Genomic DNA, 14,675 nt, shown 5'->3' on the forward strand with positions numbered 1-14,675 from the left:
CAGCTCTGTCAGTAACTTTTTTGTCAGTATTATGCTCGCAAAGCATAATAATAACTAAAATAAGCATTTCTAATCAGTGAATTTTTATTTTAAAATAAATCTATGAAAAATAAAAAAACATTTGGTCTTATCCTTTTTATTATTTTGTTTTCCTATTTCCTTATTTTAATGGATAACTCAATAATATTTACAAGTAGCTTAAAAATTTCTCAAGATTTAAAAATGAATGAATCAACTTTATCTTGGGTTTCTAATGCTTATACGATTACGTTTGGTGGTTTTCTTTTATTAGCAGGACGCCTGGGTGATTTATTAGGGCGAAAAATAATTTTCCTTCTTGGACTTTTCATTTTTGGATTTTCTAGTTTAGTTGTCGGTTTGTCAACTTCTTCAGAAATGATGATTATTGCCAGAGCAGTTCAAGGGATTGGTTCGGCTATTCTTGCTCCAACAAGTTTAGCTTTATTAATGGATACATATAAAGGGGATTTAAGAGTTAGAGCTATCTCATATTATGGAGCAACTGCGGGAATTGGCTCAAGTTTTGGACTTATTCTAGGTGGCTGGCTCACTTCGGCTCTTTCATGGCGTGTTGGCTTTTTATTAAATGTTCCTTTTAGTTTATTATTAATTATTCTAACTCTTGTTAATGTTTATCAAAGCGATATCAAAGCTAGCAAAATAGACTTTTTGGGAAGTTTTCTGTCAGTCCTTATCTCAGTCCTATTTGTTTTCGGAATTACGGTAAGTAATTTGTTCATCATTATCCTCTCATTCATTTTAATTATCTTATTTATACTTTGGGAAAAAAAGTTAACTTATGCATTAATTCCTTTAGAATTATTTAAAAATAAAGTACGGACGGGTTCGTATGTTGCACGCTTTGCCTTTATGATGGCAATGTTGACTTACTGGTTTATTCTGCCGCAGATTATGCAAGAAATGTATCATTTTTCACCATTGCAATCCGGACTTGCTTTTCTTCCTTTAACAATCGTAAATTTTATCGCGGCTCTTTTTCTTCCTAAATTAACTAGAGCATTAGGAAATAGTAAAGTAATGATCCTAGGACAAGTGATTTTACTGACAGGAATGATTTTGTCATTAATTTCGCAACCAGAATGGGGATACTTCTATGCGATGATTTTTCAAATGATGATTATTGGATTAGGGCAAGGTTGGCTTCTTGCTCCGCTGACGGCAGCGGGAGTAGAAGAGGTCAGTCCAGAATTATCAGGAGCTGCATCAGGTTTGACAAATATGATGCATCAACTTGGAGGACCTGTTGGTTTATCTATTGTTGTGTTATTTAGTTCAAATATTGTTGACTTAAATGCTTATTATCATTTGGTCATGGGATTCATCACCGCTTTTCTATCAGTAGGCCTTCTTGTCTTAATTTTTACTAGACCAGACAATAATAAAAAATAAAAGGAGAAAAAATGCAAACAAAATTAACATTAAATGATGGCAATATCATTCCCCAATTCGGTTTGGGACTTTATCAGCTTCCAGAAGGAACAGAAACGCAAAATATTGTAAAAACTGCCTTGGAATTAGGTTATCGTCATCTGGATACGGCACACGCTTATCAAAATGAAGCTTCTGTCGGTCAAGCAATTCAAGACTCAGAAATTTCAAATTCTGAAATCTGGATTACAAGCAAGCTTTGGCCTTCTGATTATGAGCAAGCACCAGAAGCAATTGAGCGAATGCTAAAACGTTTAAAAGTTGAACAAATTGATTTACTCTTATTGCATCAACAGGTTGGAAATTATCGAAAAGCATGGATTGCTTTAGAAAATGCTGTAAAAGAGGGAAAGGTGAAATCAATTGGAATTTCAAATTTTGATGGAGAAAGATTAGTTGATTTATTTAATTTTGCTGATATCAAACCGAGTGTCATTCAAGTAGAAACTCATCCTTATCATCAACAAGTAGAATTACAGGATTTTTTGAAACCTTATGGTACAAAAATTGAAAGTTGGTATCCTCTGGGACATGGCGATAAAAACTTACTTGAAGAAAAAATATTTAAAAAAATGGCTAAAAAATATAATAAAACAGTCGCACAAATCATTTTGCGTTGGCATATTCAAGAGGGAATTATTGTTTTTCCACGCTCAACGCAAAAAGAACATTTAGCAGAAAATATAAATATTTTTGATTTTGAATTATCCTGCTCCGAAATAAAAGAAATTCGTAAATTAAATAAAAAACAACCTTATTTTACGATGACCTATGAGGAGCAAGAAAAAAACTTTTTGTCATGGAAACTAGAAGACTAAAGCACAGATTCTCATGCTTTTATGCAAAAGTGATATACTTTAGAGAGTTAGAACTTTTAAAACAAAAAATAAAATCAAGCCTAGATAGTCTTGATTTTTTCTATATTTCATTGAAAAAAGGAGAATGTGATGAAAAAAATTGCAATTATTGGTGGCGGAATAATCGGTATGACCTTAGCCAATTATTTAGATACTGATAAATTTGATATTAGTCTTTTTGATGATGAAAAAAATCAGGCAACTAAAGCAAGTGCTGGGATTATTTCTCCTTGGCTTTCTAAAAGAAGAAATAAAAAATGGTATCAATTGGCAAAAGATGGTGCAGCTTTTTTTGAAAAAATGAAAAATGATTTTGAGTTAACTGAGGATGTTTATGAAAAATGTGGTACTCTTTTTTTGCGACAAAAATCAGACTTAATTGAGTTAGAGAAGTTGGCAATTGAAAGAAAAAAAGAAGCTCCCGAGATGGGTGAGATTAAGAGACTCTCGGAGGAAGAAACTGTTGCTTTATTTCCATTATTAAAACCAAGAGAAAGTTTGTATCTTTCAGGAGGTGCAAGATTAGATGGAAAAGCTTACTTATCGTCATTAAAAAAGCGAGCTCAAAAAAGAGGGGTCAAATTTTATTCAGAGCGGGCAACAATTGCTCGAGCGTTAGATAAATGGCAAGTCATTCATGAAGGTGTGACGGAAGTGGTAGATGATTTAGTTTTATGCCCGGGGCCAGCTTTAAAAGAACTTTTGGAATCAATTGGCACACAAGTGGATGTCAAGCCACAAAAAGGACAATTAATTTCATTTCAAACGGATTTTGAAACAAAAAATTGGCCAGTTTTATTTTTAGAAGGGGCTGCAGATATCATTCCTTTTCAAAATGGTCAAGTTCTTTTGGGAGCAACCCATGAAAATGAAGAGGGTTGGGATTTGTCAGAGAGTCAGGAAGCTTTTGAAAGTTTGACAGAGGGGGTCAAATCTTACTTATCGGATACAAAACTAATTGACTTTCCATATCATTATCGTGTGGGAACACGTGCTTATTCTTCAGATTTTTCGCCTTTTTTTGGTCCGCACCCTGACTTTTCTTCATTAGCTTTTGCCAGCGCTTTGGGGTCATCTGGATTAACTACTGGTCCTTATATCGCCTATTTACTTGCCCAATATTTTAATCATCCAGAAATTTCTTGGGATAGTTCAAATTATCAAAGAGACATAAAAAATTATATTAATATAGAAAAAACGAGCAATTAAAAGGCTTATTATCACACTAAAAAATTATGTAAATCATTAGAAGAGGAACTTTTGGTGTTTTACATAATTTTTTTGTCAGATACATAATGAGCTAAAGTAACGAATTGAGTCAGGTTTTTTTGTCTAAAAATGATATAATGATTTCATGGAAAATACAGATTTGATTTACGGACTACATGCGGTCACGGAAGCTTTAAATGGAGACCTTGTCAACAAACTTTACGTTCAAGAAGATTTACGTGGTAAAAATGTTGAAAAAATAAAAGAATTAGCACGACTTAAAAAAGTTAATATTTCATGGACACCCAAAACAGAATTAAATAAATTAACAGAAAACGGTGTTCACCAAGGCTTTATGGCAAGAGTGTCCGAATTTGCTTATGCAGATTTAGAAAAGATTCTCCCAGCATTAGCCGAGAAATCTGATGCCACAATTTTAATTTTAGATGAGTTAACAGATCCTCATAATTTAGGGTCAATTGCTCGAACAGCTGATGCTACAGGAGTCGATGCAATTATTATTCCTAAACACCGAGCCGTTGGAATTACTCCAACGGCTGTCAAAGCTTCAACGGGTGCTTTACAACATGTCCCTATTGTCCGTGTTACTAATCTTTCTCAGACCTTGGATAAACTTAAAGCTTCTAATTTCTGGGTTTTTGGAACGGACATGGACGGCACAGTTTACAGTAAGTGGAATACCAAAGGTAAAGTTGCCTTGATTATCGGAAACGAAGGGCATGGAATTGGCCAAAATCTCAAAAAGCAAGTTGATGAAATGATTACAATTCCAATGACAGGACACGTTCAAAGTTTAAATGCATCAGTAGCAGCAAGTATTTTGATGTACGAAATTTTTAGAAATCGACTATAAAAATTACTGATGAAAGCTTTAGCGCTTGGAATCATTAAAGCCCAAACTTATGATTAATCTGTCAGTAAATTCAAGAAATTATCAGCAAGTTGAAACAGCAGAAAGGATTATTATGACTTTTCAAATCATGACAGACTCAACAGCAGACCTGAGTCCGTATTATATTAAAAAACATCATCTTACAGTTTTGGGAATGACTGTAACTGTTGGAGAAGAAACTTATGAAACAATAGGTGAAGCCGCATTAGATAATTCCACGCTTCTTGCAGCAATAAAAAAAGGAGCTACTGTCCACACGTCCCAAATTAATTCTGGACAATTTTTAGAAGTTTTTAAAAAATTTGCATCTGCAGATGAAGAACTCCTTTACCTTGCTTTTTCGTCAGGACTTTCTGGGACTTATCAATCAGCTCTGATTGCTCAAGATATGGTTTTAGAAGAATTCCCTTCTGCAAAAATCACTGTTGTTGATACACTGGCAGCAGCTTCTGGAGAAGGGTTCCTTGTTGAAGAAACTGTAAAGTTGCGTGACTCTGGAAAAACACTGACAGAAACGCTTGAAGTTTTGTCAGATATTATTCCACGTTTACAAAGTCACTTCATGGTTGACGACTTAAACCATTTGGCAAGAGGTGGAAGAATTCCTAAAGCTGTTGCTCTCGTTGGAACAATGGCAAATATCAAACCTCTTCTTGATGTTGACCCTGAGGGAAGACTTCGGCAAGTGACCAAAGTTCGAGGAAAGAAAAAAGCAATTAATCAACTCCTTGAAAAGAGTCTTGAAGAGATGGATACAGCCTATCCCCGCCTACTTATCTCTTATTCTGGAACAGATGAAATAGCACAAGAAATTAAAAAACAAGCTATGCAAAAAAAAGGGATTAGTGATGTCGATGTTCGTCCACTTAGTCCAACAATTGTAACTCATACAGGTGACGGGACAATCGCAATTTTTTCAATAAGTAGAAAAAGTAGAGAATAATTCAATAAAAAACGAAAAAAATCACAGCTAAACTCTTGTTTTACTGTGATTTTATGTTAAAATAATTAATGAGTGTAATTGTATACAAAATTATCTTTACACTTACCTAATTTATTAAAAAAATATGAATCGTGATGTGTGAGGGAAAGGAGTCGCTTTTATGGCCAAAAGTGGACTTTATACAGGCGTAGATATCGGGACAAACACAATAAAGGTGCTTGTTGCTGAATACGTCTCAGGTGAAATGAACATAATCGGTGTCGGAAATGCAAAATCCGATGGCCTTAAAAATGGAATTATTGTAGATATTGAGAAGGTGGCACAAGCATTGCGTAAAGCTGTAAATGCTGCCGAAGAACGCGCAGGAATCACGATTGATAGAATTAACGTGAGCATCCCAGCGAATTCCCTCGAAATGGAACCTTGCCAAGGAATGGTTCCTATTGTCAGTGATACTAAAGAAATCACGGATAACGATGTTATTCAAGTTGTTCAAAATGCTTTGATGCGTGGGATTGTTCCTGAAAGAGAAATTATTGCTGTTGAAACGAAAGAGTTTACAGTTGATGGATTTACAGGTATTTCAGACCCTCGTGGAATGTTTGGTGTACGTCTTGAGATTCGTGGGGTTGTTTACACTGGACCTAAAACTCTTGTTCATAATGTTCGCAAAGTTGTTGAACGCGCAGGATTGCTCGTTGACAATATTGTAATTGCTCCTTTGGCAATGGCACAATACGTGCTTACAGAAGGTGAACGTGAGTTTGGAACAATCATGGTTGATTTGGGTGCTGGACAAACAACAGTTAGCATCGTTAAAGAACAATCATTAAGATTTACACATACTAGCCCCGAAGGTGGCGATTATGTAACTAAAGATATTTCAACAGTTCTTAACACTTCTGTTTCTGCAGCGGAAGATTTGAAAGTCAACTATGGTGAAGCAAGTACAGAACGTGCTAGCCAAGATGAGTACTTCCTTGTTGATGTTGTAGGTAAAGAAGAACCAGAACAAATTACAGAATATTATCTTTCACAAATTATTGAAGCACGTATGACTCAAGTTTTTAATCGTGTACGTCAAGATTTGGAACACGGACATACTTCAGAAACTCCTGGAGGTTTGATTTTGGTCGGTGGAACGGCTGCAATGCCTGGTGTTGTTGATTTAGCAACAAAGATCTTAGGAATAAATGCTCGTCTTTTTGTTCCAGGCGAAATGGGATTACGTAATCCAGCATTTGCTCAAGTGATTAGTGTTGTTAATTACATTGGAAATCGTAGTGATATTGATGTTTTAGTATCTCAAGCATTTTCTGGTGATTATGCTTATACGACGACAGAAGAAACTTATGTTGCTCCTGTTCCAACAATTACACCACAAGCAACAACAGTTGCTGACGTAGAAAATGATTTCTACGTTGAACCTCAGGCACGTCCAGTAGTAGCTCAAAAAGCTTCTGAGCCTGAAGAAGAAAAAGAAGGTCTCGTTGACCGTGCCAAAAATTTCTTTGGCAATCTCTTTGATTAATCTGAAAGTAAAAAACGGAGAAATAAAAACATGGAATTTTCATTTGATACAGACTTAACTTCTGGTGCTGTAATTAAAGTTATCGGTGTTGGTGGCGGTGGTGGTAATGCCATCAACCGTATGATTGAAGAAGGTGTTTCTGGCGTTGAATTTATCGCTGCAAATACTGATGTACAAGCATTGCGTAGCTCAAAAGCAGATACAGTTATTCAACTTGGGCCAAAATTGACTCGCGGTTTGGGTGCTGGTGCGCAACCTGAAGTTGGTAAACGCGCAGCTGAAGAATCAGCTGAAACAGTATCACAAGCCCTTGAAGGCTCAGATATGATTTTCATCACTGCTGGTATGGGTGGTGGAACTGGTACAGGTGCTGCACCAGTTATCGCACAAATTGCTAAAGAGCTTGGCGCTTTGACTGTGGGTGTTGTTACTCGTCCATTTGGTTTTGAAGGATCAAAACGTTCATACTTTGCAACTGAAGGAATTGAAGCTCTTCGTGCAAATGTTGATACACTTCTCATTATTTCAAACAATAACTTGCTTGAAATTGTTGATAAGAAAACTCCTTTAACTGAAGCTTTGCGTGAAGCTGATAATGTTTTACGTCAAGGTGTTCAAGGGGTAACTGACTTGATTACTAACCCAGGAATGATTAACCTTGACTTTGCCGATGTTAAAACAGTAATGGAAAACAAAGGTGATGCCCTTATGGGTATCGGTGTTGCGACTGGTGAAGAACGCGTGATTGAAGCAACTCGTAAAGCAATTTACTCACCACTTCTTGAAACTACAATCGAAGGCGCAGAAAATGTTCTTTTGAATGTTACTGGTGGTATGGATATGAGTTTGATTGAAGCACAAGATGCTTCAGAAATTGTTATCCAAGCAGCTGGCAATGATGTTAATATTATGTTGGGTACAGCAATTGACCCTAACCTTAAAGACGAAATCCGTGTAACAGTTGTTGCAACTGGAGTTGCTAAGGAAGATGCTGACGAAGCTTTGGGTTTGCAACCTGAACCACGTCGTCAACCTAACTTGACTCACAATTCTAATATGCAACATGCTCAAACAAGCCGTCCAATGCAAAGTCAACAACAAACGCAAGCGGCTCCACAAGGGCAAAATCAATCTTCTGCATTTGGAGATTGGGATATTCGTCGTGAAACTTCAACACGTCAAAACGTAAGTAATACACGTGATACTTCTTCAGTAACAAGTTTCGGCGGAGTTCCAACAACAGATGAAGACCTTGACACACCACCATTCTTCCGTAAAAACTAACCAATGACGATTAAAGAGAATGTTAAAAGAATACTGAGTAATGTAGATGCGGCAAAGGCTGCGTCTTCTTATTCTAATCAGTCAGTTTCAGTCGTCGCTGTGACCAAATCTGTTGATGCTAATCTTGCACGTGAAGTTTTTGAAAATGGAGTTTCACATTTAGCGGAAAATCGAACAGAACTTTTTTTGGAAAAATACGAAGCTCTTAAGGATTTAGAAATTACTTGGCATTTGATTGGTAATTTACAAAGACGTAAGGTTAAACAAGTTATTAATTATGTTGATTATTTCCACGCTTTAGATTCTCTGAAATTAGCTCAGGAAATAAATAAACGTGCTGAACACACCATTAAATGTTTTATTGAACTTAACATTTCTGGCGAGGAAAGTAAACATGGATTTTCTGTCAATGAACTTATGGAAATATTACCTGAGTTTTCTGAATTGGAAAATATTGAGATTGTTGGTTTGATGACAATGGCTCCGTTTGATGCGACTGAAAGTGAATGTAATGACATTTTTGGACGAATGAAAAAATTACAAGTTGAAATATCCGAAATGAATCTTTCCAGAATTCCTTGTACTGAATTAAGTATGGGAATGAGCAGAGATTATGAGATTGCCATTAAAAATGGTGCAACTTTTGTTCGAATCGGTACAGAATTTTTTAAAAATCTATAAGTCTTAAGATTAACGTAAACAACGGAGGAAAATATGGCATTTAAAGATTGGATGAATAATCTACGTGATTATTTTGTAGAGGATGATGAAGAGTTCAATGAACCTGCACGTCCTGTGCAAGAATCTAGGCCAACGGTGGCATCTACGCCAAAACCAAAGGTTGAGGAACGCAAAGCACAGCCGGAATATCAGACTCGTCGTCCTGCACAATCAACTTCAAAAGCACAAACACAAACAGCAGCGCCAAAACGCGCTGGTTCAACATTCACAAAACCTATGCCTGAAAAAATCGTACAACAACAAACCGTTTCACAATCTCAATCAGTGGCTGCAACGGTTTCTACTATTGCAATTAAAGAACCACGTGCCTATGCAGACATCATGGAATCAGCACGCATCGTGAAAAACGGTGAATGTGTCCTTGTCAATTTTAAATTTATGGGTGACGCCCAAGCGCGTCGTTCAATTGACTTCATGACTGGGGTGGTCTTTACTCTTGATGGTGATATTCAAAATGTTGGTGGTCAAATTTTCTTGATGACTCCAGCAAATATCACAGTCGATGCAGCGAAAGAAATGTCTATCTTAGCTGGTCAAAATTTTGAAAGTTACGATATTTACTAATGCTTATTACACTTACAATAATAAATTGGCTTTTACGCTTACTTGATGTTTATTCAATTATTCTAGTTATTTACGCCTTAATGAGTTGGATACCAACTCTTTATGGAACTTGGTTTGGACGTATAATTGTTAAAGTTTCTCGTCCCTACTTAAGTTTATTTGAAAATTTACCTCTACAATTTTGGGGATTAGATTTTTCAATCGTTATTGCTTTTATTGTTTTGAAATTTATTCAAAGATTTATTGTTATTGTATTTAACGGAGTATTCTATTGATTACTGAAAATATCTATCAACACTTTCAAGAAAAGGAACGTCATTTTATTGATCGTTGTTTAGAATGGATAAATCGAGTAGAAGAATCTTATTCGGTGATAAGTACATTTTTTCTTAATCCCCGAGAAGTGGATATTTTAAAAACACTGGCAAATAAGAGAAATGTTCAGATTTTTTCTAGTGAGGAACTAGCAAGAACGGAGTTAGTCAAAATAATTTTGGCGCCAGATTTTTATGTTCTTGACAGAGAAGACTTTGATATTTCTTTGCTTGAAATTAATTATGCTTCAAAATTTGTAGAACTTTCACATGCCCAAGTCCTTGGAACTTTTTTGGGACAGGCTGGTGTTAAACGGCAAGAATTGGGTGATATTATTGTTAGTGACAATAAAATTCAAGTTTTTGTCAGTAAACATCTTGTTGAGAGTTTTAAAGCAATAGAAAAAATTGGGCGAGCAGCAGTCAAAATTCAAGAAATTTCTTTGGGAAGCTTAGTTGAAGAAACAGATAAAGCTGTCAGAGAAGTTGTTCTTGTGGATAACTTAAGAGTTGATAAAATGATTGCAGTCGCTTTCAAAATTTCTCGCAATATTGCTACAAATATGTTAGAATCAAAGAAGGTTAAGGTTAATTACCTAGAAATTGATAAAAAAGATTTCTCTGTTGGTCTTGATGATTTGATTAGCGTCCGAGGTTTTGGGCGTATCAAAATATTAAGGATTTTAGATTTTACTAAAAAAGGAAAACAGAGAGTTGAAATAGAACTTATAAGAAATCGAAAAAAATAGATTCTAAGATGAAAATCAGATTTATAAGATTTTCTAAGGATAAAGAGGAGTGATTGATGACATTAAATAGTTTAGATGTTCAAAACAAAACTTTTAATCCACAATTTCGCGGCTTCAGTAAACATGAAGTTGATGAATTTTTGGATATCGTTGTTCGAGATTATGATGAATTCGCTCAAACAATCAAAGATCAAGAACGTGAATTAAAGGCATTACGCGAACGCGTGAAATATTTTGATGACATGAAAGATTCACTGAACAAGTCAATTGTTGTTGCTCAAGATGCTGCTGATAATCTCCGTGAACAAGCCAAAAGTGAAGCTGATACGCTTAGAATTAATTCTGAAAAAGAATCTGCTGATATTATTGCAAATGCAGGACAAAAGAGTTCTTTAATTATTGAAGCGGCTAAAAAAGAAGCTGGATTTATTTTGAATGCTGCTTCTGATGATGCTCGTAAATTAGTACGTGATACTGATGATTTGAAACGTAAAATGCGTCTCTATCACCAACGAATGACTTCAATTATTGAAAATCAACTTGCGTCTATTCAATCGGATGACTGGGCTGAAATCTTTAGACCTACTCAAGATTATGCAATCAATCCTGAAGAAAAATTGCAATCAATCATTGAAGAACATTTGGAAAATGCTGAATCTACTTTGGCAAAAACCCAAGCAATTAAACCTTTAACAGATGAAGATATTGCACAAGCAAATGAAACATCTGATGAAACAGAAACAATTGTTTCAGAGGAAATTGTTGTTGAAACCGAAGTACCTGACGAATTAAAAGAAGAAGTAGAAATTACTGACGAAGCTAATACTACTAATGATTCTAACGAAGAATCAGAAGTTGAAGCTCCAAAAGCAGATGATTCAGAAATTTTCCCAGAATTAGATTCAAAAGCACCAGCTGAAACAGCTGAGGTTGTTGAAAAAGATAATCAAGAAACAATTGATTTAAGCGAATTAAAAAATTAAAAATCAGACCAAGATAAGAAAAAATATAATTCAAGCAAGCGAGTGACGATGGAAGACTCGTATTCCCTATTTTTCTTATTATCAGCTGATTGGACTTCTAAAGTTACTGACAGAATTTATTTTCTCAAAGAATTTTTAGAAAAATCTTGGACTGAACTAAAAGTAAGTTCAAGCGTCTTGCACGTTACGCAAAAGAGTTTCTGTCAGTAAATTTTACTGACAGAAAAAATGAAGGTGGTACCACGGTTTTTCGTCCTTTGCGAAAAATCGTTTTTTTTATTCAATAAAAACAAAATCGAAAGAAAGAAGAAAATATGAAAATCAAAGATACTTTGAATTTGGGGAAAACAGCTTTCCCAATGCGTGCAGGCTTGCCAAATAAAGAACCAAACTGGCAAAAAGACTGGGCAGATGCGACACTTTATGAGAAACGTCAAGAATTAAATGAAGGAAAACCCTCATTTATGCTTCATGACGGGCCTCCTTATGCGAACGGAAATATTCACCTCGGACACTCTTTGAACAAAATTTCAAAAGATATTATTGTTCGTTATAAATCAATGGCAGGATTTCGTGCTCCTTATGTTCCAGGTTGGGATACTCATGGTTTGCCAATTGAGCAACAACTTGCTAAAGCAGGCATGAAGCGTAAAGAAATGGATTTGCTTGATTATCTTGAGGAATGTCGTAAATACGCGATGAAACAAGTAGATATGCAACGTTCAGATTTCAAATCCCTTGGTGTTCTTGCTGATTGGGACCGTCCATATTTGACACTATTGCCAGAATATGAGGCAGCTCAAATTCGCGTTTTTGGTAAAATGGCTGAAAAAGGATATATCTATAAAGGACAAAAACCAATTTATTGGTCACCTTCATCAGAAAGTTCACTGGCTGAAGCTGAAATCGAATATCAAGATGTTCGTTCAGCATCAATTTTTGTGGCATTTAAAGCTAAAGATACTAAAGGTAAATTACCAGAAGATGTAGAATTTGTAATCTGGACAACAACACCATGGACAATTCCATCAAATTTGGGAATCTTTGCTCATCCTGACTATGATTATTCAGTTGTAGCAGTTAATGGTCGTAAATTTGTGATTGCCTCAGAAATGCTTGAAGCTGTTGCTGAAAAATTAGAATGGGAAAATCCAGAAGTCCTTCAAACGATTAAAGGTTCTGAATTAGAATATATGGTTGCAAAACATCCATTCTATGACCGTGAAACTTTAATCATGAATGCAGATTATGTTACTCTTGATTCTGGGACTGGCCTTGTCCACGTTGCTCCAGGACATGGTGAAGATGACTACTTTGCAAGTCGTAAGTATAAATTGCCTGTTCTTTCACCAATTGATAACCGTGGTTATTATACTGATGAAGCTCCTGGACTTGAAGGACTTTTCTACGATGAAGGAAATAAAGTTGTCAGTAAATGGCTAGAAGAAAAAGATGCTTTATTGAAACTCGAATTCTTCACTCACTCATATCCACATGACTGGCGTACTAAAAAACCAGTAATTTTCCGTGCAACACCACAATGGTTTGCTTCAATCGATGACTTCCGTCAAAATATTTTAGATGAAGTTGAAAGAGTAGATTGGGTCATTCCATGGGGTAAAACTCGTTTATTCAATATGGTTCGTGACCGTGGCGATTGGGTCATCTCACGTCAACGTGCTTGGGGAGTTCCATTACCAATTTTCTATGGTGAAAATGGAGAACCAATTATCACACCAGAAACAACTGAACATGTAGCCAAACTTTTTGCTGAATTTGGTTCAAAAGTTTGGTTTGAACGTGAAGCAAAAGACCTTTTACCAGAAGGATTCACTCATCCAGCTTCACCAAATGGTGAATTTACAAAAGAAAAAGATATCATGGACGTTTGGTTTGACTCAGGTTCTTCTTGGAATGGTGTCCTTAACGAACGTGACTACCTGAGCTTTCCTGCAGACCTTTATCTTGAAGGTTCAGACCAATACCGTGGTTGGTTTAATTCATCAATTACAACCTCAGTTGCGGTAAATGGCGTTGCACCATATAAAGCAGTTCTTTCACAAGGATTTGTTTTAGACGGTAAAGGACGTAAGATGTCTAAATCAATTGGAAATACAATCGTGCCAAAAGATGTCACTAAGAAATTTGGTGCTGACATTCTCCGTCTTTGGGTGGCATCAATTGATACTGAATCAGATGTTCGTGTGTCAATGGATATTCTCAGTCAAGTTTCTGAAGTTTACCGTAAAATCCGGAATACATTGCGTTTCTTAATCGCTAATACATCTGATTTTAATCCAAAAGAAGATGCAATTGATTTTGCAGAACTTCGTCCAGTAGACAAATATATGCTTGTGAAATTTAATGAACTTGTAAAACAAATTCGTACAGCTTATGATAACTATAGCTTTATGACTGTTTACAAATCAATCATTAATTTCATCACAAATGATTTGTCATCTTTCTATCTTGATTTTGCTAAAGATGTTGTTTATATTGAAGCAGCAAATTCACCAGAACGCCGCTCAATGCAAACAGTTATGTATGTTATTTTGAAAGATTTAGTGAAAATTCTTGTACCAATTTTGCCACACACGTCAGAAGAAACATGGACTTACTTGGAACATGAACCAGAAAATTTTGCTTATCTTGCAGAAATGCCAGAAGCAGCAGAAATTCCTGGAAGTGAAGAATTGTTAGGAAACTGGCAAGAATTTCTTGATTTCCGTGATAAGATTTTGAAAGCTTTGGAAAGTGCTCGTGAAGCAAAATTGATTGGTAAATCATTGGAAGCAACAGTAACTATTTATCCAAATGAAGTTGTGCGTACTTTATTGACGGCAATTGATGAAAATGTTGCTCAACTTTTGATTGTATCAAACTTTGTAGTTGCCAACGAACCAGTAAATAATGCCCCAGAGTCTGCAATGAAATTTGATGATCTTGCAGTTCTTGTTGAACATGCGGCTGGAGAAGTTTGTGACCGTTGCCGTAGAACAGATGAAACAGTTGGACACAATGCTAATGAACATCTCAAAATGCTTTGTGAACATTGTGCACATATCATTGAAACAGAATTCCCTGAAATTCTTGAAGAAGGTTTTGAAGATTAATAAA

13 protein-coding genes are annotated in these 14,675 nt (G+C 35.7%); all 13 read left to right on the forward strand.

Annotated features, from left to right (window positions below; all coding sequences use genetic code 11):
* Nucleotides 1–102: 102 nt before the first annotated feature.
* The 13 genes from IAE52_RS05105 (at nt 103) to ileS (ending at nt 14,671) form a co-directional block, all read left to right on the forward strand.
* Nucleotides 103–1,431: an MFS transporter gene (locus IAE52_RS05105; RefSeq protein ID WP_033899838.1), complete on the forward strand. Its 1,329-nt coding sequence runs from the start codon at nt 103–105 to the stop codon at nt 1,429–1,431.
* Between the two features lie 11 nt (nt 1,432–1,442).
* Nucleotides 1,443–2,288, forward strand: coding sequence for an aldo/keto reductase (locus IAE52_RS05110; RefSeq protein WP_033899839.1), 846 nt, complete (start codon nt 1,443–1,445; stop codon nt 2,286–2,288).
* A gap of 129 nt (nt 2,289–2,417) precedes the next feature.
* Nucleotides 2,418–3,536 (forward strand): FAD-binding oxidoreductase, encoded by a 1,119-nt coding sequence (locus IAE52_RS05115; protein WP_033899840.1) that lies wholly within the window; start codon nt 2,418–2,420, stop codon nt 3,534–3,536.
* A 145-nt stretch (nt 3,537–3,681) separates the two neighbouring features.
* Nucleotides 3,682–4,410, forward strand: a complete 729-nt coding sequence (gene rlmB / locus IAE52_RS05120; protein WP_033899841.1) for a 23S rRNA (guanosine(2251)-2'-O)-methyltransferase RlmB — start codon at nt 3,682–3,684, stop codon at nt 4,408–4,410.
* A 112-nt stretch (nt 4,411–4,522) separates the two neighbouring features.
* On the forward strand, nt 4,523–5,392 hold the full coding sequence (locus IAE52_RS05125; protein WP_032946801.1) for a DegV family protein: 870 nt from the start codon (nt 4,523–4,525) through the stop codon (nt 5,390–5,392).
* A 160-nt stretch (nt 5,393–5,552) separates the two neighbouring features.
* On the forward strand, nt 5,553–6,923 hold the full coding sequence (ftsA, locus tag IAE52_RS05130; RefSeq protein WP_023164498.1) for a cell division protein FtsA: 1,371 nt from the start codon (nt 5,553–5,555) through the stop codon (nt 6,921–6,923).
* A 30-nt stretch (nt 6,924–6,953) separates the two neighbouring features.
* Nucleotides 6,954–8,207, forward strand: a complete 1,254-nt coding sequence (ftsZ, locus tag IAE52_RS05135) for a cell division protein FtsZ (RefSeq protein WP_003132392.1) — start codon at nt 6,954–6,956, stop codon at nt 8,205–8,207.
* Between the two features lie 3 nt (nt 8,208–8,210).
* The gene (locus IAE52_RS05140; protein WP_003132391.1) at nt 8,211–8,888 is read left to right on the forward strand and encodes a YggS family pyridoxal phosphate-dependent enzyme; all 678 of its coding nucleotides are present in this window, start codon (nt 8,211–8,213) and stop codon (nt 8,886–8,888) included.
* Nucleotides 8,889–8,921: 33 nt separating this feature from the next.
* On the forward strand, nt 8,922–9,512 hold the full coding sequence (locus IAE52_RS05145; protein WP_003132390.1) for a cell division protein SepF: 591 nt from the start codon (nt 8,922–8,924) through the stop codon (nt 9,510–9,512).
* The gene (locus tag IAE52_RS05150; protein WP_010906174.1) at nt 9,512–9,787 is read left to right on the forward strand and encodes a YggT family protein; all 276 of its coding nucleotides are present in this window, start codon (nt 9,512–9,514) and stop codon (nt 9,785–9,787) included. Before IAE52_RS05145 ends, IAE52_RS05150 begins: the two co-directional genes overlap by 1 nt.
* Nucleotides 9,784–10,575, forward strand: a complete 792-nt coding sequence (locus IAE52_RS05155) for an RNA-binding protein (protein WP_058206360.1) — start codon at nt 9,784–9,786, stop codon at nt 10,573–10,575. Before IAE52_RS05150 ends, IAE52_RS05155 begins: the two co-directional genes overlap by 4 nt.
* A gap of 56 nt (nt 10,576–10,631) precedes the next feature.
* Nucleotides 10,632–11,558 (forward strand): DivIVA domain-containing protein, encoded by a 927-nt coding sequence (locus IAE52_RS05160; protein WP_109991161.1) that lies wholly within the window; start codon nt 10,632–10,634, stop codon nt 11,556–11,558.
* Between the two features lie 314 nt (nt 11,559–11,872).
* Nucleotides 11,873–14,671: an isoleucine--tRNA ligase gene (ileS, locus tag IAE52_RS05165; protein WP_109991160.1), complete on the forward strand. Its 2,799-nt coding sequence runs from the start codon at nt 11,873–11,875 to the stop codon at nt 14,669–14,671.
* The last annotated feature ends 4 nt before the right edge of the window (nt 14,672–14,675 follow it).

The sequence above is a fragment of the Lactococcus sp. S47 genome (assembly GCF_016517475.1).
Taxonomy (GTDB): Bacteria; Bacillota; Bacilli; order Lactobacillales; family Streptococcaceae; genus Lactococcus; species Lactococcus lactis.

Excerpts from the sequence above, each read along its gene's own strand:
- IAE52_RS05105 (WP_033899838.1), top strand. The coding sequence starts at position 103 with ATGAAAAATAAAAAAACATTTGGTCTTATCCTTTTTATTATTTTGTTT.
- IAE52_RS05110 (WP_033899839.1), top strand. The coding sequence starts at position 1,443 with ATGCAAACAAAATTAACATTAAATGATGGCAATATCATTCCCCAATTC.
- IAE52_RS05115 (WP_033899840.1), top strand. The coding sequence starts at position 2,418 with ATGAAAAAAATTGCAATTATTGGTGGCGGAATAATCGGTATGACCTTA.
- rlmB (WP_033899841.1), top strand. The coding sequence starts at position 3,682 with ATGGAAAATACAGATTTGATTTACGGACTACATGCGGTCACGGAAGCT.
- IAE52_RS05125 (WP_032946801.1), top strand. The coding sequence starts at position 4,523 with ATGACTTTTCAAATCATGACAGACTCAACAGCAGACCTGAGTCCGTAT.
- ftsA (WP_023164498.1), top strand. The coding sequence starts at position 5,553 with ATGGCCAAAAGTGGACTTTATACAGGCGTAGATATCGGGACAAACACA.
- ftsZ (WP_003132392.1), top strand. The coding sequence starts at position 6,954 with ATGGAATTTTCATTTGATACAGACTTAACTTCTGGTGCTGTAATTAAA.
- IAE52_RS05140 (WP_003132391.1), top strand. The coding sequence starts at position 8,211 with ATGACGATTAAAGAGAATGTTAAAAGAATACTGAGTAATGTAGATGCG.
- IAE52_RS05145 (WP_003132390.1), top strand. The coding sequence starts at position 8,922 with ATGGCATTTAAAGATTGGATGAATAATCTACGTGATTATTTTGTAGAG.
- IAE52_RS05150 (WP_010906174.1), top strand. The coding sequence starts at position 9,512 with ATGCTTATTACACTTACAATAATAAATTGGCTTTTACGCTTACTTGAT.
- IAE52_RS05160 (WP_109991161.1), top strand. The coding sequence starts at position 10,632 with ATGACATTAAATAGTTTAGATGTTCAAAACAAAACTTTTAATCCACAA.
- ileS (WP_109991160.1), top strand. The coding sequence starts at position 11,873 with ATGAAAATCAAAGATACTTTGAATTTGGGGAAAACAGCTTTCCCAATG.